Origin of the sequence: Clostridium frigoris (assembly GCF_018861865.1) — a bacterium.
Classification (GTDB): domain Bacteria; phylum Bacillota; class Clostridia; order Clostridiales; family Clostridiaceae; genus Clostridium_AD; species Clostridium_AD frigoris.
Window position 1 is genome coordinate 12,730 of record NZ_JAHLDV010000016.1, and the last position, 18,113, is coordinate 30,842.

Sequence of the window (18,113 nt, forward strand, 5' to 3'; positions counted from 1 at the left end):
TCCTCCTTATTTCTCTATTGTCTCAGCTCTTTTATATGCTGCATCAGTTATTGCTTTTGGATAATGCATGTATTCTAAAAGTTTAATAGCATTTCTGGTTTGAGAAACTCCCTTTTTAATCTTATAATCAAAGCTTAAGCCCTTGTGATTATCTACCTTTTCACTAAAGTAGTAGAACTCATAATTTACTTTTAAAATATCAACTAGTTCTCTATCATGGGTTGCTACAATAGAAATACTTTTTCCATTGTTTATATATGTTAATATAGCAGCTGACATAGATATTTTCTCAATTGGATTTGTACCCCTAAATATCTCATCAATAGGACAAAATACGGGTGCATCCTTTTCTAGAGCTTTAATTATACGTTGTATAGATTCTACCTCCGCCATAAAGAAACTTTTCCCCTTTGTTAAATCGTCATTTGGGCTAATTGATGAAACTATATTAAAGAAAGACGCCTCGTAATTTTTAGCCAATGCAAAATTAAAACTTTGCGCTAAGATTATATTTACTCCCATCATTCTTAAAAAGGTGGATTTACCTGCCATATTTGTACCTGTAAGCACAATTCCTCCCTTTTCTATATTAATTGAGTTAGGAACGGCATTCTCAATAAGAGGATGCACTCCATCCTTTATCTTCAAAGTAATATCCTTTGTAAACTTAGGTTTTACACACTGCTCTTTTAAATTATGTTCATAACCTGAAATTGAGATTAATGCTTCTAATTCTCCAACAATATAGTAAAGATCCATTAATCTTTGTTTTTCTCTTTTTATTTTATGAGATATGGAGTAATAAGTTGTTTCCTCTAAAAGAAAAATAACAGAAATGAATTCAAAAGCACCTCCCCACATATTTATAACTCCTATGGTTTTTGTACTAAGATCTATATCTTTCATACCTTTAAGAAGCGTTTTTATCTTATCTTTGTAATAAATAATTTCTTTATCATTTATACCCGCTATTTTTTTAGCTGCCTTAATGTTCTTTTGCAAATAGAATATACCATTAGACTTAATTGCCCTTACTTCTGTTGAATTTATAAGCATATTGATAGAACTTATGGCAAATAATGCTATCATATACTTAGGATTTACGAATATTGCAAATAAAATTGCTATTGCTGGCAACACCTTTCCTAGAATGGTATACACATAATATTTAGGCCTATTTATGATAAGATCGGTTTCAATCATATCTAGTAAGCTATTTTTAGTATCACTATTTAATTCAAAAAAAATACACTGAAGAGTTTCCCGAAGCTTACTGTTTTCTTTCATAGACTGAATTAATTTTCCTCTTGCTTTTAATTTATCTTCATTCATTAAGGGATTTCTAAGCATTGAGTATAAAGAGGCCTCTCCAGGGCTGCTATATGATCTATCAAGCTTTTCATACACCTTATTCATATCTAAATCGTCCCAGGTCTGATCATCTAAGGTGTATTCACTCTTTTCACGCATATTAAAAAATTTCTTAACCTTCTCAAAATTTATAGTCTTATCCACATCTTTATTATAATCTTTTCTTATTGATCCTAAAAATCTGCTACTCATAATACAATGCTCCTTTAGATTTTTTTTATTTCCACTTTTGTTAAATTCCCCTCTATGCTTTCTTAGTTCCAACCTTCATAACTCCATTTATAACACGGAATGTATCTTTATTTATAATTTCAGTATTAACTAGATTTCCATTTTCATAAGTTTTTCTAATCACTTTAACCTTAAAACCTGCATAACCCGTCTTTACAATCTTATTTTGACCCTCATACATTGTTGGGTCTTGTATTGTTTCTGTTTTAGGCTCAGTAGGCTCAGATACCTCATTTACTATTTTATATGTTCTATTGGTTAATGTAGAGCTTGAATATATATTGAAATATATATTTCCATTTGACAAAAGGCCTTCAATATATATTGGATACTTGAATGTGTTTTTAAACTTATAATCAAGATTTCCATAATCAACTGTAGCATCTTGCCCCTTAGGAATATAACCCGATGATATTGTATGATGAATTCTTTCTACAGAAACAATTGAAGTTGAAAGCATTGCATTATACAAAGTAGATGAAACTTGACATATACCTCCACCTAGACCCTGTTCCAATTTATCACCAATAATTATACTCGCTGCCTTGTATCCTCTTGAAGCTTTTCTCTCTCCTACAACACCATTAAAACTAAAAACATCTCCCGGCATAAGTAGTTTCCCATTTATACTTCCAGTTGCTAAGGCTATATTTGTCGCTCTACCCTCGGGTGAGCTTCCAAAGCTCGTAGTATAACTTGATATTCTTGTATTTATTGTCTTTAAGGAAGCCTTTGAAATTTTAGGTTTTATTTCTTTAACTGGGGCCTGTATATATGCTACATCCTCATCCGTGAACCCATCAATTTTACTTTTAACATTAGTTTTTAGTTTATCTACTTCGAGCTTCCTTCCAATAACATCATTTGTAACAACGAATTCTCCACCGCTGACCTTAGTTATAGTTGCATTCTTTTCCTTTTTATCTGTATCTTTAGCTATTTCCTTTAATATTTTATCAACTGTCTTATCATTATATTCAAAAGTTAGTTTTATTTGTTTACCTCTAGGATGTTCTATGGCTTTGTATTTTTCAAACATATTCATATTATTTCCATAGCTTAATGCCTTCTGCAATGCCTCGTCAACTTTGTACTTTGCTCCGAGCGTTTTATAATCAAGTATATATTTTTTTTCATCAGTTACTACAGTTATCTTTTTCTTAAGAACCTTACTAGAATATTTGTCATTTAATATCGTTTGTGCTTCTTTCTTCGTTTTACCAGTTAAATCCTCATTTTCAATTTTAACTCCAGGTAAAATCAAAGAATCCCATTGTTTTACTTTAATATAAGAGTAGCCACTGAAAGTAATTGTACTAAATAGGATTAAAACTCCTATTATAATAATTGCCTTTTTCTTCATATATAATCTCCTTTTCTACTCATAAATAGTATACTACAAAGAAGTCGATATTCCTATATGCTCCGAGTAGCGTTCCAAAATGTAAGCTTAATACTCTTCATTTTATCATTGTTGACTTTAAATCTATAATTTTGTATTAATCCAGCATCTTCTATGGTAAAATTATACTTATATTAAACACGCTAAATTTAATAATAAAATACTGTGTTCAAGAATAAAGTATTTTTTAAAGGCTAGACAATAAATTGTCTAGCCTTTAAAATTTACATTTAATTGTCTAGTTTGAAATTAGTCACGACCCTATCTCCTGTTTCATTATCTACTTTAATAACGTGTACTTCTTTATTATCTAAACTCCAGATACTTTCATAATAACTATATTGGCCAGCTGCATCTGATTTATTAGTATCCTCTACATTTCTTATAGCTCCCGACCAAGAATCAGTACTACTATCTGCAATTGCTCCTTTATCTGTTATGCTAGAATTTCGTTCTTTTGCAAAATTATAAACACATAAAGTAGAAATTGTTTTTTCAGTAGACGCTACCCTTGCAAATGTCGTTATTTTTGCAGCACTTACATTAGGGCTTTGAGTTTCAATTCCTTCTTTAACATAACTAATTAAGTTGCCATCATTAGAAAAAGCAGGGTACTTACCATTAGCAACATATCTACTACTAGTCTTATCTTTTAAAGGTTGGATGTATATTTTACCCTCAGCTTCATAAACTAGGTTTTCACCATCTTTAGATACCATAGGGTTTTTTCCATCTGCAATTTTCGTAGATACATTACCCTTTTTATTAGATAAATAGATAGCTCCATTTTCTAATTCTACTTTATTTGCTTTGTAATAGATTATTTCTCCACTAGGTGTAAAATTCGGCTTATTAACTATTTGTGTCTTATCATTACAAGCTATTAACATCGTCTCACTTGATGATTTTAAATCTTTTATATATATGCCATCATCTTTAACACTAGCTAATTTCGTTGCATCGTTAGAATACCTTGGATCATATGTTGTTAATACAACGGTAGGTACACTTGGAACATCTATCGTTGGATTTGTAACTGTTGCCGGAATAACAGTTGCTGGTATAACAGGTTTTACTTCGGTACCTTCGTCTTGAATTGTTTCATCATCACCATCATCATAATTTACAATTTCCATAATACCGTTATCAGAAATAATATTTGCAGCCATAAGGCTATCTGTAGGCTTCTTTACTGTATTAACACTTAAGGGATTGCTGACGTTCGCTACGCCTCCCTTTATTGCCACCAATTGTTTATTTTTATAATTATTTTTTATAATATCGTCTAAAATTTTTAATCCTACTGCTTGCTTACTACTGTCATTAATTGATTCTTTTGTGCTTATAACCGGAATAGTTGAATTTGTCGTTCCTTTAATCTTTGTAAATATATTTTTACTTTGAATATCTATAACCTTAAATATCGATCCACTTACAAATACACAAATTACAAAACCTGAAGCGATTTTAAAATATCTATTTTTCATAAAGTTACTTCTATGTTTAGGCTGCTTTGTAATATTGTTATATTTATCTGCAAACATTATTTTATTTTTTAAATCTGATTTAAACTCCTCATCAATAACGATCTTTGCTGCATCATTACACAATGATTTCTCAATACTGTTTTCATTTATTTCCAATTACATCACCTCCCAAACTATGTTCATAACTCTTCTTAATTTTCTTTATAGCTCTAGAAATAGTTGATTTTACAGTACTTTCTGTTATATCTACTGCTTCTGCAATTTCTCTGAATTTTAGACCACCATAAAACCTAAGATAAAGCATTTTTTTTGTTTCTTCTGGTAATATATCGATTATTTTTTTTACGCCATCAAATTCATCTCTAATAGCTATATTTTCATATCCAAAATCTTCGTCGCCTCTATCTAAAAAGCTTTCTATAGGAATTACTTTACTGTTTTTTCTATAAAAATCTATAATAGTATTATGAGCTATTTTAAATATCCAATTCTTACTTGCTTCTACCTCAGTAATTTTATCTTTGTTTTCATATATTTTAGTAAACACAGTAGCAATTATATCTTCTGCGTTCCATTTGTTTTTTACAGAAACAAAAATATATCTGTAAACGCAATTATAGTACATGTCATACAGTTGTTCGAACTTACTTGGCATTAAGCAGTACCCCCATCATAATTTGTTTTTTTATAAATACCACTGGTTATTAAAAAAACATTTCACATAATATACGTGAGACCTTATATTTAGTTGCATTCTTTACCAGTTTTTATGTAAAATGTGTATTAAATATGTCTGAAATATTCACACATACTTATTTAGATTATACCATAATATAAATAATACTAATGTATATTCCAATATAATTATATACTTACAAATTATCAATAATTTCTTAATATAATTAAAGTTTTACAAGTATTTATAAAAAAGCTACTTGGTAAATTTTATTTTACCAAGTAGCTCTTATCAATTTATTATGATGATAATTAGCTACAAAATCTATGTTTACCAATTATTTTTATAAGTGCCCGTGACCATATCCACTTATTGGTACTTGTTGCAGGATTGAAATAAAATACAGCACCTCCAGAAGGGTCCCATCCGTTTAATGCATCCCTTGCTGCCCTTGTTGAACTTTCTTCAATTTTTGCATTTATTTGTCCATCCACAATCGCCGTGAATGCTCCTGGTTGATAAATTACGCCTGCTATTGTAGATGGGAATCTTGCATCTGCTGTTCTATTTAGAATAACCGCTCCAACAGCCACCTGACCCTCGTAGGGTTCTCCTCTAGCCTCGCCATTTATAAGTCTAGCTACTAATTCCACATCCTTATTATTTGTTACATTTTTACTAGATGCTGATCCAGAAGTCGATGTACTAGTTGGAAGACCTATGGCTGCTAGTGTTGAATTCCCAGTCATTCCATCTGCTTTTAATCCATTACTCTTTTGAAAAGATTTAACGGAAAGATATGTATTGTAGCCATATATTCCATCAACACTGCCCTTATAATATCCCCACTTCTTTAATTTAGTTTGAATTTGTTTAACTTGTTCACCACGCGATCCGTATTTATAAACCTGTGCTATAGCTTGCTTACTATACACATTAAAATAAACTTCAGTTGCAAAATATGCAATTAAAATAATCATAACTACAGCGCTACATCTTTTAAATAAATGTTTTTTAAGCTTCAAACCTATTCCTCCTTAAACAACAATATGTAAATGTCATTAACAGTATTAGTTTGTGCTTAATTCCAAAAAAAATACACTATGCTAATATAAGCCACAGTGTATTTTTTTATATAATTTTTTTAAGTTTTCTTTTCCATCTTGGCGACAATAGTTCTTCAATAATATCGTTCATAATTACTATCCCACATAATTTTTCATCAATATCAACTACAGGTAAAGATATTAAATCATATTTAAGTGCTATTTCAACAGCTTCTTCGATATCTTGACTATCTTTTATTTTAATAACCTTATCATCCATAATATCTTTAAGTTTCATCACAGGAGCTGAGAGAACTAAATCTCTTAAAGAAATAACTCCTTGAAGTTTTTTATCCTCATCTACAATATAAATATAATGTATAACCTCATCTTCTGGTTGAAGTTCTCTTAAAATTTCAATAGTCGCACTAGCCGTAATATTTACATTAAATGATATAAAATCCTTATTCATTATACTACCAACAACTTCCTCTTCATAATTCATAAGGTTTCTAATTTCTTCTTCATCATCTTTATTAAAGTTTAAAAGAATTTTTTCTGCATCGTCTTCCTTCATTTCATCTAAAATATCCGCAATCTCATCATTAGGCATTTCATCTAAAATCTCTTGTGCAAGTAGATTATTAATAGTACTTAAAATATCTGCTTGAACTTCTGGCTGTAATTCTTCTAGAGTATGTGCTGCCAAATCCTTGTCTAGGCTCTCAAAAATTTTGTTTCTAGCAGATGTATCAAGTCCCTCCAAAATATCTGCAAGATCAGCTGGATGAAGTTTAGTAAGTTTTGAATATGGCTGCGTTAACTTCAGGCTGTGATCCACCATCTCCAGCGATTGCACACTTTCCCATGTTATACTATTATCTTGAGGTTTTCTACCTAATATATTATAAAAAATTTTTATTATACCGTCTAATTTATATTTTCTAGCCGCTGCAATAATGCCTGATTCTACAGCTATAACTCTTATTTCTCCGTAAGCCTTTGTCATGGTTAAATCATTAACTTTAACTACTTTTTTCCCATTAACATCTACTATTTGCTTATTCAATAAATGCTTAGATAAAAGATAAGAAAACTTTCTAGGAATTATCTCTTTAACTCCTCTTACCTGTATTGTTATTTTTTTGTCTTCTTCGCATATTTCAATATTTCTAAATTCATAATTAAAAATTTCACTTTCCTTTTTAATCTTATATCCTATAACTCTTGGATATCCTTGCTCAGTAGTAACATAAAGATCAAAAAGCTTTCCAATATTATCTTCAAACTCATCATACACATTTTTGTTTAGGATTGAACTTAAAAAAAACTCAGAAATTATTTCCATAGATATCCCTCCTCTTATGCAGAGAAACATCAAAATGTAATTTTAACTCATTGACTTATATTACTGTCCCATCTATGTCAATTTATACTTTAAGAAATTCTCTGCATAATAATATTCAATTTTAAAATTAAATTCGACCTTCTACTCCGAGGGCCATTTTCCATTTGTTTTCACCGCCTATGTTTTTTATTATAGATTAGTGCAAGGTGTTATTTTAAGTTAATTATAAAAATATTCTTTCTATACAATTATATTATATATACTCCAAAATGCAACTAAAAAGCGAAAGCAATTATATTTATAAACTTTTCTAGTTCATATTTTTCTATAGATATGTTAATATTATTATATACCGTAAACATCAAGAAATCGAACTTTAGTTTAATTAAGCATAAGTAAATGGAATGAAAATATATTAAACTAAAGGCTAGACTAATCTCTCAGGAGGATTATATGATAGTAAACAAACAATTTTTACCTATTTGCATGAATGATTTAAAAGAAAGAAATATATCTCAATTAGATTTTATAATAATTACAGGGGATGCATACATAGATCATCCATCCTTTGGCAGCGCTATAATTGGAAGAACACTAGAGCGAGAAGGCTTTACTGTAGGCATTATAGCCCAACCTGATTGGGAGGGTATTGAAGATTTTAGAAAACTTGGCATGCCTAAATTTGCATTCATTATAAATTCCGGCAATATAGATTCCATGGTTAATCATTATACTGCGGCAAAGAAAAAGAGACACACTGATCTTTATTCACCCGGTGGTGAATCGGGGCACAGACCAGATAGAGCTGTAATTGTATATTGTAATAGGGCTAGGGAAGCCTTTAAAAATGTTCCTATTGTAATTGGTGGTATAGAGGCAAGTCTTAGACGATTTGCCCACTATGATTACTGGTCAAATAAAGTTAGACGAAGTTTATTAATTGATGCTAAAGCTGACTTACTACTTTATGGCATGGGAGAAAAAACTATTGTTGAAATGGCTAATCTTTTTAAATATGGTATGAGCATAGAAAAAATGACTTCTATTAGAGGCAGCGTATATGCTACAAAAGATATTAGTGATCTTAAAGATTATGTGGAAGTTCCTTCTTTCGAAACTGTTTCCACTGATAAACTTGCTTATGCCGAGAGTTACAAATTGCAATCATTAGAACAAGACGATATAAGAGGAAAGACAGTAGTACAAAAACATAATGACCGATATGTTGTTCAAAATGCTCCTCAGATATCTTTAACCCAAGCGGAAATGGATATAACTTATGGTTTGCCATACACCAGGACCTACCATCCCATATATGAAGCTAAAGGTGGTATTCCTGCAATAAAAGAAGTTGAATTTTCTATAACAAGCCATAGAGGATGTTTTGGTAGTTGTTCATTTTGTGCTTTAACCTTTCATCAAGGTCGCGTTATACAAAATAGAAGTCAAAAATCTATAATAGATGAAGCTACTGTTTTAACTACTTTAAAGAATTTTAAAGGATACATTCACGATATCGGAGGGCCTACTGCAAACTTTAGACACAGAGCTTGCAAGATTCAAGAAAAAGTAGGTGTGTGCCGAGATAAACAATGCATGTTCCCTACTCCATGCAAGAATCTTATTATTGACCACACTGAATACTTGGATTTATTAAGGAAAGTTAGAGTAATTCCAAACATTAAAAAAGTTTTCATCCGTTCTGGAATAAGATACGATTATTTAATATATGATAAAAACACTGATTTTTTTGAAGAGTTGTGCGAGCATCATATTAGTGGACAATTAAAAGTAGCACCTGAACATATAAGTGACAAAGTACTAGATCAAATGGGAAAATCAAAACAAGAAGTGTTTGATCGTTTTGTCAAAAAATATACCGAAACAAATAAGAAACTAGATAAAGATCAATTTTTGGTTCCATACTTTATGTCAAGCCACCCAGGTTGTGACCTCGCGGAATCAATTAAATTATCGGAATATATTAACGAAATGGGTTACACTCCAGAACAAGTTCAGGACTTTTACCCAACACCAGGTAGTTTATCTACTACTATATTTTATACCGGTATAAATCCTTTCACAAACGAGAAGGTTTATGTTCCCACTGAGCAAAAAGAAAAAAATATGCAAAGAGCCCTTATGCAATTTAAAAACCCTGAAAACTACAGCATTGTAAGAGAGGCGCTAGTAAAAGCTCATAGAGAAGATTTGATTGGTTCTGATAAAAAATCATTGATACCATCAAGACCTAGCAAAGCAAATAATCATCCAAAGTATCAAGGAAAGAAACATTCTAAGTTTAGATCGCCGAATGCCGAATCTAACCATGTTTCTGAAACTGCTCCAAGAACTTTTACCAAACCTTCTTTAAAAGAGGCTTCAAAACCAGATTTTAAGACTACTCCTAAGCACTCTACAAAACGCGCATCAAACCTTAGCCCTAGAAAAAGGCAACGTTAAAAACTAAAAGACATATGAAGCTATAATATTTATAGCTACATATGTCTTTTAATATTTAAGCGCCCATAAGATGATTTAATAATCACCTTTTAACTTTCATTAAAGCATAATTCATTGTTAAAACCCAAGAAATATCTCCTAGCACTAAAAAATTGAAACTTGTATTTACTGAAGCTAGAAGGACTGCTATTAATGTAATACTCGCTGATATAACTATTAAAACTGCTCCCAGTTTATTTGAATAGCGTCTATTAAATAGATTTATACCCACAATTATAAGAATTGAATTTATTATAAGTGACGTATAATAAAAATAATCTTCTAATTGTAATTTTATAGTATGTCCATAAAGATTTGATATAGCAATATTTGTATTAGAGTTATACATGACAATACAATAAGCTAAACACAAAATTAAAAACATTAATAAAATTCTTTTTAATTTAATCTTATTTTTTCTAGCAAATATAAAAGCTGAAATGATACCACATATTGGTATGCACAAAAAGTTTGTATATATCAAAGGTTTTAACATATATAAATAATTTTGGTCCTTTACAATTAAAAGTATTAATAAAGCTATGTATCTAAGTGTCATTAAAGTTAAAACTACAAAACTTATTATTTTAATTTTTCTAGGCGCATAATATAAACTACAAATTATACCTTCATATAATAATAAAGTCATTACAAACAGCAGTAAAAAATATACACTCATCATATACTCTCCCTAAAATTGATACTGTTAATATTTATTAATTAATATATGAAATTATGCATAATTTATTATATTTTAGAACCTATTATAGATATTCCACCCTTTTCGCAAGTAATAAGTAGAGGAAAATCTGGTCCTCTCTCCCCATCTATGTCTGTAACGATATCCTCGTGACATTCTATTTCAAGCTTACTAGTCTTAAAATAAACAATTCCCTCAACATTCTCAAGATGCTCATTCCTTAACATTTTGATGAAAATATTTAAAATGTTTTTCATATTTCCAGCCTTTATTATTATTACATCTAAAAGTCCATCGTCCACTTTAGCCTTGTATGCAAATCTCATACTTCCTGCGGTTTGTCCATTAAACACTAACATTAAGTACATGTCTCCATCAAATAAAACTTCATCTGAAGTAACCTTTATTTTTAATTTTCGAAAGTTTGGCAGTTGCTCTATTCCCTTTACATAATACGCCAATTTGCCTATAGTATTTTTCAGATCCATATCCATATTCTGAGATATATCTGTAAATAAGCCTGTACTCGCTACGTTTACAAAATATTTATCATTTATCTTCCCTAAATCTATCTTTTTCGTATCACTATTTAATATCTGATAACATGCATCATGAACGTCGCGTGGCATTCTTATATAATTGGCAAAATCATTTGCAGTCCCTACAGGAAGGATTGCTATAGGCAAATCAATTTTCCTTTTTTTCATCTCATTTACCACACTATCTATTGTTCCATCGCCACCTGCTATTAAGACATATTTATAACCTTCATCTATATCAAAAAAAGCATCCGCTATAGGATATTCATTACATATTCTATACGGTACTATTGTATGCTTATATTTTTGATGAATCATTATTACTTGGTCTAGATCTGATGCTATAGTACTTTCTCCAGAATATGGGTTGTAAATAAACTTCACCTTATTCATTACATTCTCTCCTATTTCCCGCCTAATTTAACGATTTATTTATAAACATTATACCTCTTTAAAATTAAATCCACAAGATTCCATTTTCTTGTGGATGTTCATTAAATAATATTAAACTTAATTACAATTAGCTTTAAAAACAATGCGAAGAAGGAATTGAAATTTCACCCAAGACATCTGTAGTTTCCTGTTTTAAATTTGGTTCTAAGGCTAAATCTCCCAGGGTTACAATCCCAATTAATTCGTTATTAGAAATAATTGGCAATCTTCTTATTTGCCTCTCACCCATAATTCTAGTAGCATCATTAACGTTTATATTTTCATCTCCTACTACTGGGTTTGAAGTCATAATTTCTCTTATCTTTTGCATTTTAATATCTTTACCTTCCGCTACACATCTTAAAATTATATCTCTATCAGTTATAATACCAACTACTCCTCTTCCATCTGTATTTACAGGGATTGATCCTATATTATACTCTCTCATAATCTGAGCTGCACGTTCAACCGTATCATCTACAGATAAACTTATAACTTCTTTAGTCATTATTTCCGAAATTTTCATTTTATAATCCTCCTCATATCTCTTTATGGTAAATCATAATTATTATATTTTAACCATAATAAAAAATTTATATTAATATTTTTATTTTACTCATATTTTTTTAAGACATAAAATTATCTCCTGGGTATCTTAAATGCCATTAAAATAAAATATAGCATTTATATGCTTAATTATTACTAGAAAATGATGTATAATTAAAAATATCCTTTATACAACTATATACTAACCTATTGTTAAGTTTATAATGCAATTTTATTATTTTAAGGAGTGGTGTTTAGTGCAAAAATCTTCAATACCAAATATTCTTACCTTTGGAAATTTAGTTTTTGGTTTATTATCTTTGTTAATGACATTTCAAGCCAATTATAAGTTATCTATAATTTTTATATTACTAGCTGCTCTTATGGACAGATATGATGGCCAAGTAGCACGCCTTTTAAAAGTATCTAGTGAACTTGGAAAAGAACTAGATTCATTAGCAGATCTAGTATCTTTTGGAGTTGCACCTTCTATACTAATATATAATTTATATAATTTTATATCTCTTGGATATTTAGGTTATATTTGTTTTTTAGTTTACCCTGTAGCTGGTGCATATAGGCTAGCAAGATATAATAACTCTACATTTAATGATGTTTATACAGGTATTCCTATTACTCTAGCTGGAATGTTAGTAGCCATATATGCTCTAGCGACCTTAAATTCACCACATAATTTTCCACTTACTATTATTATAATGTTTATACTCTCTTACCTTATGGTAAGTAAATTTAAAATTAAAAAAATGTAAAAAAGTTCGAGTTTTACGACCCTATGATAAATGAAATATCCAGAAATCAGATCTTTGCGTTAAAGAAGAAATTATAGATAAGTTAGAAAAAAGCAATCTCAAATAATAACAGAGTTATAATTTTATAACTCTGTTATTATTTATTCTTTATAAAAGTATTTTTTTACTCCATTTGTATAACTTTATCTGTGTTTATTCTTATTTTTAAAGGAAGGGGTTTTTGTTTAATTAAATCCCACTCCTCCTTAGAAATATCCCACATTATATTATAATCTTTTTCATCTCCTATGGGTTTACTAAACTTAAGATAAACTTTTGTTCTAAATAAAGCCTCACTAGTGAAAACAACCCAGCAATTAAAAGTGTTAATGACTTCATCTTCTTCACAAATTTCTAGATAATGAGCCCTAATTCCTATATATGTTACATTCCCTTCTATTTCATAGCCAAAAGTAATTCTGCATCCCCAATCAATAGCTTCTATTATATTGGGTTCAACTTTTCTAGCTTTTGAGATGTTTTTACACCCTGTTAATTTAGCAGAATAAAGTGTTGGCGGGTTATTAAATATAACGTCCTTATGACCAATAGCATCAATACTTCCCCCTGCTATTATTATTATATTATTGCATAATTGATAAGCTTCTTCCATATTATGTGTTACAAAGATTGAAGTTCCATTAAACTCCTTAAGGTCCTCCTTCAGCCTAATTATCATGTTATTCCTAAGGTGCTCATCTAATGCTGAAAATGGCTCATCAAGGAGTAATACTTCAGGATCAACAACAAGAGCTCTTGCAAGAGCAACTCTTTGTTGTTGACCACCTGATAATTGATAAGGATATCTTTTTTCCATTCCTATAAGTTGCAAATCTATGATTTTTTTCTTAACTTTATTAGCTTTTTCAACTTTCGGGATACTTTTAATTAAACCGAAAGCAATATTTTGTTCCACAGTCATATTAGGAAAAAGAGCATAATTTTGAAAAAGAAATCCTACTTTTCTTTCTCTAATAGGCATGTTTATTTTATTTTCTGAATCAAACAAGACACGACCATTTAACACTATTTTGCCACTATCCGGATTATCAATTCCCGCAATACACCTTAGTGTCATGCTTTTTCCTGACCCAGATGCTCCTAAAAGCCCTAAAATATTATTATCTATATTAAATTTAACCTTAAGCTCAAATCCCTGTAGCTTTTTTATAATATCTATCTCTAAACTCATAATTATTTTCTCCTTGCAGACGATACTATAAACATTTGCTTTTCAGCCCATTTATCACTAGCAACCATTACTGTTAGAGATATTATAAATATTAATATTACCCATTTAATAGCATTACCCGTTTCTCCTGCTACCTCAGCAAAATATATTGCAATTGGTATTGTTTGCGTTTTACCAGGAATACTTCCAGCAATCATTATAGTTGCTCCAAATTCTCCAAGTGCCCTTGCAAATGACAAAACTGTACCTGCCGCAATTCCTGGCCATGCTAGTGGTACAGCCACCTTCCAAAAGATTTTCTTTTCAGATACTCCAAGGGTCCTTGCAGCATTAATAACATTAACATCAATTTGCCTAAAAGCACCAACACAAGTCCTGTACATTAAAGGAAAAGCAACTACAGTTGCAGCTATAACTGTAGCATACCATGTGAATATTATATTAATTCCAAACTTACTTAATAGTTTTCCTATAGGAAAATTCTTTCCTATAATCATAAGTAATATAAATCCTAAAACCGTTGGAGGAAGTACCATTGGCAATGTCAAAACACCATCTAATATTCCTCTAGCACGCCCTTTATAGTTAGCCATGAACCAAGCCGCTGCAATGCCTAAAAAAAATACTATAAAAGTAGCTGTAATAGAGGTTTTTATGGAAATCCATAATGGTGAATATTCTGACATATGCTCCAACTCCTAACTTATTTTACAATAAAACTAAAGCCATATTTAACAAATACTGCTTTGGCTTTATCACTAGATAAATATTTTAAAAACGCTTTAGTATCATCTATATTTTTACTAGCTTTAATTACAGCAACAGGATAAACCACTGGTTTTTTGTATAATTCCTTGCCAGCAACCGCTATTACCTTTACCTTTTTAGAAGTCTTCGCATCGCTGCCATATACAACTCCTACTTCTGCATCTCCTGATTCCACCCAAGATAAAACTTCTTTAACATCTTTTGCGTAAACAGCCTTTGTTTTCACTTTATCAAGAATTTTTAAAGATGTCAATATTTCCTCTGAGTATTGTCCTACAGGAACAGTTTTAGGTTCGCCCAAAGCAATTTTTTTTATGTTACTGTTTCCCAAATCTTTAAAACCCTTAATACTTAATGTAGAATCACTCTTTGTTATAAGCACTACAGTATTTCCTAAAAGATTGATTTTAGTAGAATCAATTAGTAACCCTTTTTCCTTTAGTGTTGTCATCTGTTTTGTGGCTGCCGAAAAAAATAAATCAACATCTGCACCTTGTTCTATTTGTTGTTGTAAAATTCCTGAAGAACCAAAGTTATAGTTTATTGTAACATTAGGTTTTTCCTTTTTATAAAGTGTTTTTATTTCCCCCATAGCTTCTGTTAAACTTGCAGCCGCTGAAATTGTAAGTGTAACTGATTTTTGATTTTCCACTACTGATGTTTTTGTTTCAGCAGTTTTAGCCTTTTGCGAGCACCCTGTCATTGCCAATGTAAATAAAACTAATACCACAGCTAATAAAGAATGTGATCTTTTTCTCATTTTCTTTCCCCCTATAAATACATTAACATTCCCAACTAAAACATAACAAATAACATCTAAAATTTAATAAACGAAATGTATCGTTATGTTTTGTTATATTTTAATTTTATTATTGTAACTTAATCGGTTGAAAATTTCAACTTTTCTCAATTTTTCATTATCAATTTAATTTGGCAAAAAAATACCTATTGATTAATCACATTTCAATATGATAATCAATAGGAACTAAATTAAATAAACCACTCTAATCTTTTAACCTTAAATCCTCATCAATTTCTGTTTCTATATACTCTATCTGGAGCTTACTTTTCATTATTTCGGTTTTTATTTTACAGTAAGACATATAACTATAACTTGCATCATCTAGCACCTTTATTGTCTCGTCTATAATGTTTCCCACCCCACTTGCTCTTTTAAGTGCATCTTTAACATCACTTTTTTTAGATAATGCAATTCCATTTAATTCATTTGCACCACCTATTAATAAACGATATGAACTAACTAGTTTAGATAAAATATCCGCCAGATTATTTATGTCGTTATAATAATTTTGAACCACTCTTCTATGTGCCAAATAATCACCTTTTAGTTTAATTATATTATAACATAAATTAAATTATGTTATATATCCTCTTATTTTTCTAAAATTTCTTTTGCGAGTTTGAGCCCCGTAGGTGTAGTTGCAAGTCCACCCATAGCAGTTTCTCTTAATTCGCAAGGCAATTGCTTACCTACCTTATACATTGCAATTACTGTATCATCAAATGGTATTCGGCTTGTAACTCCACTCATAACAAGATCTGCAGTAGTTAAAGCACTTACTGCCCCAGCTATATTTCGTTTAGCGCAAGGTACCTCAACCAAACCCGCAACTGGGTCACATACTAGCCCTAATATGTTTTTTATCACAATAGCTGCTGCATCCATTGCCATAGCAGGGGTTCCCCCCATCATTTCAACTACCGCAGCCGAACCCATGGCAGCCGCCGAACCACATTCAGCCTGACATCCACCTTCAGCGCCTGATAATGTAGCATTTTTAGCAATTATAATACCTATACCAGCTGCCGTAAATAGTGCATTAATTAGGTCATCTTCAGTTTTATTTAACTTTTCACCTGCAGTAATAACTACAGCTGGAATTATTCCACAAGATCCCGCTGTAGGTGCTGCAACTATTTTACCCATAGTTGCATTTACTTCTGAGCAAGAAACAGCTCTCGCCATTGCTTTTACCATAAATTCACCTGTTAGTGTATTTTTAGACTGTGCATACCTATTTAGCTTAATTGCGTCACCTCCTATTAACCCACTTATTGATCTAGTTTCATTTGTAAGCCCATATTCTGCTGCTTCTTTCATAGTGTTTAAATTTTTTCTCATCTTTTCAATAATTTGGCTACGTGAAAGTCCACTCTCATCCATTTCACACATTATAGTATATTCACAAATCGGTATATTCTTTTCTTCACATACATTTAGAAGATCTATTCCTTTGTTTACGAACACAATTTTTCCCCCTTATAACTATCTTTAGTTAAATCATCACCTGCGGTGTCATCACCTGCGGTGCTGCAATATTAATTATCTTCCTCTTGATTATCCTCTAGTATTTTTACTTTTACTACGACTCTACCAATGGTGCAATTTCTCTTATGTTATAGATATTGCCCATACACTTAATTCTATTTAAAACATCCTTACTCACTATAGTATCTGTTTCAAAAACCATAGTGGCGTTTAATCCTCTACTATTTCTATATACATTCATAAATGCTATATTAACATTTCCCTCATATAGTATAGTACTTACTTTTGAAATCATACCTGGAATATCTTTGTGCCTAACTATAATTGTTGGATAATTACCTGTAAACTCAACGGCTTCTCCATCAACTCTAAATATTAAAATATTTCCACCTCCAACAGAGGAACCAATAATTTCAATTATTCTACCACTTTTTTTCGTTATAACAAACTTTACAGTGTTGGGATGAACATCACCCAAATCTGCGAAAGCAAACTCAACGTTTAAACCTTCCTCTTTAGCTATACTCATTGAATCTTTAAGCCTATCATCCCAAGGGTCCATTCCTAAAATACCTGCAATTAATGCCTTATCTGACCCATGCCCTTTATATGTTTTAGCAAAAGATCCATGAAGCACAAATTTAACTGACATTATATTCTTACCTGCAATAATAGCAGCAACCTTGGCAAGCCTCGCCGCACCCGCCGTATGGGAACTTGATGGTCCTATCATAATTGGACCTAATATATCAAAAGCACTATAATTCTTCATTT

General features: G+C 30.7%; 17 protein-coding genes. 2 read left to right on the top strand and 15 right to left on the bottom strand.

What is annotated here, in order from left to right:
* Nucleotides 1-6 precede the first annotated feature (6 nt).
* From KPL37_RS09025 to KPL37_RS09050, 6 genes are all read right to left on the bottom strand, one after another.
* Nucleotides 7-1,563 carry a MutS-related protein gene (locus KPL37_RS09025; RefSeq protein ID WP_216148261.1) on the bottom strand — a complete coding sequence of 519 codons (1,557 nt, stop codon included), beginning with the start codon at nt 1,561-1,563 and terminating at the stop codon, nt 7-9.
* Between the two features lie 52 nt (nt 1,564-1,615).
* A complete protein-coding gene (locus KPL37_RS09030) occupies nt 1,616-2,965 on the bottom strand; it encodes a VanW family protein (protein ID WP_216148264.1) in 1,350 nt (449 codons plus the stop codon).
* Between the two features lie 269 nt (nt 2,966-3,234).
* Nucleotides 3,235-4,647, bottom strand: a complete 1,413-nt coding sequence (locus KPL37_RS09035) for a TolB family protein (RefSeq protein ID WP_216148267.1) — start codon at nt 4,645-4,647, stop codon at nt 3,235-3,237.
* Nucleotides 4,634-5,146: an RNA polymerase sigma factor gene (locus KPL37_RS09040; RefSeq protein ID WP_216148270.1), complete on the bottom strand. Its 513-nt coding sequence runs from the start codon at nt 5,144-5,146 to the stop codon at nt 4,634-4,636. The genes KPL37_RS09035 and KPL37_RS09040 overlap by 14 nt, the downstream gene beginning before the upstream one ends.
* A 332-nt stretch (nt 5,147-5,478) precedes the next feature.
* Nucleotides 5,479-6,147, bottom strand: a complete 669-nt coding sequence (gene sleB / locus KPL37_RS09045) for a spore cortex-lytic enzyme (protein WP_216148399.1) — start codon at nt 6,145-6,147, stop codon at nt 5,479-5,481.
* A 151-nt stretch (nt 6,148-6,298) separates the two neighbouring features.
* The gene (locus KPL37_RS09050; protein ID WP_216148273.1) at nt 6,299-7,561 is read right to left on the bottom strand and encodes a magnesium transporter; all 1,263 of its coding nucleotides are present in this window, start codon (nt 7,559-7,561) and stop codon (nt 6,299-6,301) included.
* 456 nt (nt 7,562-8,017) lie between these two features.
* Here KPL37_RS09050 and KPL37_RS09055 point away from each other — a divergent pair, with 456 nt between their 5' ends.
* A complete protein-coding gene (locus KPL37_RS09055; RefSeq protein ID WP_216148402.1) occupies nt 8,018-10,024 on the top strand; it encodes a YgiQ family radical SAM protein in 2,007 nt (668 codons plus the stop codon).
* Nucleotides 10,025-10,106: 82 nt separating this feature from the next.
* Here KPL37_RS09055 and KPL37_RS09060 read toward each other — a convergent pair whose 3' ends face one another.
* The 3 genes from KPL37_RS09060 to KPL37_RS09070 all read right to left on the bottom strand — a co-directional run bounded on the left by KPL37_RS09060 (nt 10,107) and on the right by KPL37_RS09070 (nt 12,260).
* The gene (locus tag KPL37_RS09060) at nt 10,107-10,742 is read right to left on the bottom strand and encodes a hypothetical protein (RefSeq protein WP_216148276.1); all 636 of its coding nucleotides are present in this window, start codon (nt 10,740-10,742) and stop codon (nt 10,107-10,109) included.
* Nucleotides 10,743-10,810: 68 nt separating this feature from the next.
* Complete coding sequence (locus KPL37_RS09065) at nt 10,811-11,695, bottom strand: YegS/Rv2252/BmrU family lipid kinase (protein ID WP_216148279.1); 885 nt, start codon at nt 11,693-11,695, stop codon at nt 10,811-10,813.
* Nucleotides 11,696-11,828: 133 nt separating this feature from the next.
* Entirely contained in the window at nt 11,829-12,260 is a 432-nt protein-coding gene (locus tag KPL37_RS09070) for a CBS domain-containing protein (RefSeq protein ID WP_216148282.1), read from the bottom strand.
* A gap of 244 nt (nt 12,261-12,504) precedes the next feature.
* Between KPL37_RS09070 and pssA the strand changes: the two genes are divergently transcribed.
* Nucleotides 12,505-13,050 carry a CDP-diacylglycerol--serine O-phosphatidyltransferase gene (pssA, locus tag KPL37_RS09075; RefSeq protein WP_216148285.1) on the top strand — a complete coding sequence of 182 codons (546 nt, stop codon included), beginning with the start codon at nt 12,505-12,507 and terminating at the stop codon, nt 13,048-13,050.
* Between the two features lie 163 nt (nt 13,051-13,213).
* Here the strand turns inward: pssA and KPL37_RS20370 are convergent, their stop codons facing one another.
* From KPL37_RS20370 to sdaAB, 6 genes are all read right to left on the bottom strand, one after another.
* Nucleotides 13,214-14,281, bottom strand: a complete 1,068-nt coding sequence (locus KPL37_RS20370; protein ID WP_216148288.1) for a sulfate/molybdate ABC transporter ATP-binding protein — start codon at nt 14,279-14,281, stop codon at nt 13,214-13,216.
* A gap of 2 nt (nt 14,282-14,283) precedes the next feature.
* Nucleotides 14,284-14,967: a molybdate ABC transporter permease subunit gene (gene modB / locus KPL37_RS09085; RefSeq protein ID WP_216148291.1), complete on the bottom strand. Its 684-nt coding sequence runs from the start codon at nt 14,965-14,967 to the stop codon at nt 14,284-14,286.
* Between the two features lie 17 nt (nt 14,968-14,984).
* Complete coding sequence (modA, locus tag KPL37_RS09090) at nt 14,985-15,809, bottom strand: molybdate ABC transporter substrate-binding protein (RefSeq protein ID WP_216148294.1); 825 nt, start codon at nt 15,807-15,809, stop codon at nt 14,985-14,987.
* 244 nt (nt 15,810-16,053) lie between these two features.
* Nucleotides 16,054-16,383 carry a hypothetical protein gene (locus KPL37_RS09095; RefSeq protein WP_216148297.1) on the bottom strand — a complete coding sequence of 110 codons (330 nt, stop codon included), beginning with the start codon at nt 16,381-16,383 and terminating at the stop codon, nt 16,054-16,056.
* A 59-nt stretch (nt 16,384-16,442) separates the two neighbouring features.
* Entirely contained in the window at nt 16,443-17,318 is an 876-nt protein-coding gene (gene sdaAA, locus KPL37_RS09100; protein ID WP_216148300.1) for an L-serine ammonia-lyase, iron-sulfur-dependent, subunit alpha, read from the bottom strand.
* A gap of 115 nt (nt 17,319-17,433) precedes the next feature.
* Nucleotides 17,434-18,111, bottom strand: a complete 678-nt coding sequence (sdaAB, locus tag KPL37_RS09105) for an L-serine ammonia-lyase, iron-sulfur-dependent subunit beta (protein WP_216148303.1) — start codon at nt 18,109-18,111, stop codon at nt 17,434-17,436.
* Between the last annotated feature and the right edge of the window lie 2 nt (nt 18,112-18,113).

Bases quoted from the DNA above. Each gene is read 5' to 3' on its own strand.
- KPL37_RS09040 (WP_216148270.1), bottom strand. From the start codon at position 5,146: ATGCCAAGTAAGTTCGAACAACTGTATGACATGTACTATAATTGCGTT.
- KPL37_RS09070 (WP_216148282.1), bottom strand. From the start codon at position 12,260: ATGAAAATTTCGGAAATAATGACTAAAGAAGTTATAAGTTTATCTGTA.
- modA (WP_216148294.1), bottom strand. From the start codon at position 15,809: ATGAGAAAAAGATCACATTCTTTATTAGCTGTGGTATTAGTTTTATTT.
- modB (WP_216148291.1), bottom strand. From the start codon at position 14,967: ATGTCAGAATATTCACCATTATGGATTTCCATAAAAACCTCTATTACA.
- KPL37_RS09030 (WP_216148264.1), bottom strand. From the start codon at position 2,965: ATGAAGAAAAAGGCAATTATTATAATAGGAGTTTTAATCCTATTTAGT.
- pssA (WP_216148285.1), top strand. From the start codon at position 12,505: ATGCAATTTTATTATTTTAAGGAGTGGTGTTTAGTGCAAAAATCTTCA.
- KPL37_RS09050 (WP_216148273.1), bottom strand. From the start codon at position 7,561: ATGGAAATAATTTCTGAGTTTTTTTTAAGTTCAATCCTAAACAAAAAT.
- KPL37_RS09065 (WP_216148279.1), bottom strand. From the start codon at position 11,695: ATGAATAAGGTGAAGTTTATTTACAACCCATATTCTGGAGAAAGTACT.
- sleB (WP_216148399.1), bottom strand. From the start codon at position 6,147: ATGATTATTTTAATTGCATATTTTGCAACTGAAGTTTATTTTAATGTG.
- KPL37_RS20370 (WP_216148288.1), bottom strand. From the start codon at position 14,281: ATGAGTTTAGAGATAGATATTATAAAAAAGCTACAGGGATTTGAGCTT.
- KPL37_RS09025 (WP_216148261.1), bottom strand. From the start codon at position 1,563: ATGAGTAGCAGATTTTTAGGATCAATAAGAAAAGATTATAATAAAGAT.
- sdaAB (WP_216148303.1), bottom strand. From the start codon at position 18,111: ATGAAGAATTATAGTGCTTTTGATATATTAGGTCCAATTATGATAGGA.
- KPL37_RS09060 (WP_216148276.1), bottom strand. From the start codon at position 10,742: ATGAGTGTATATTTTTTACTGCTGTTTGTAATGACTTTATTATTATAT.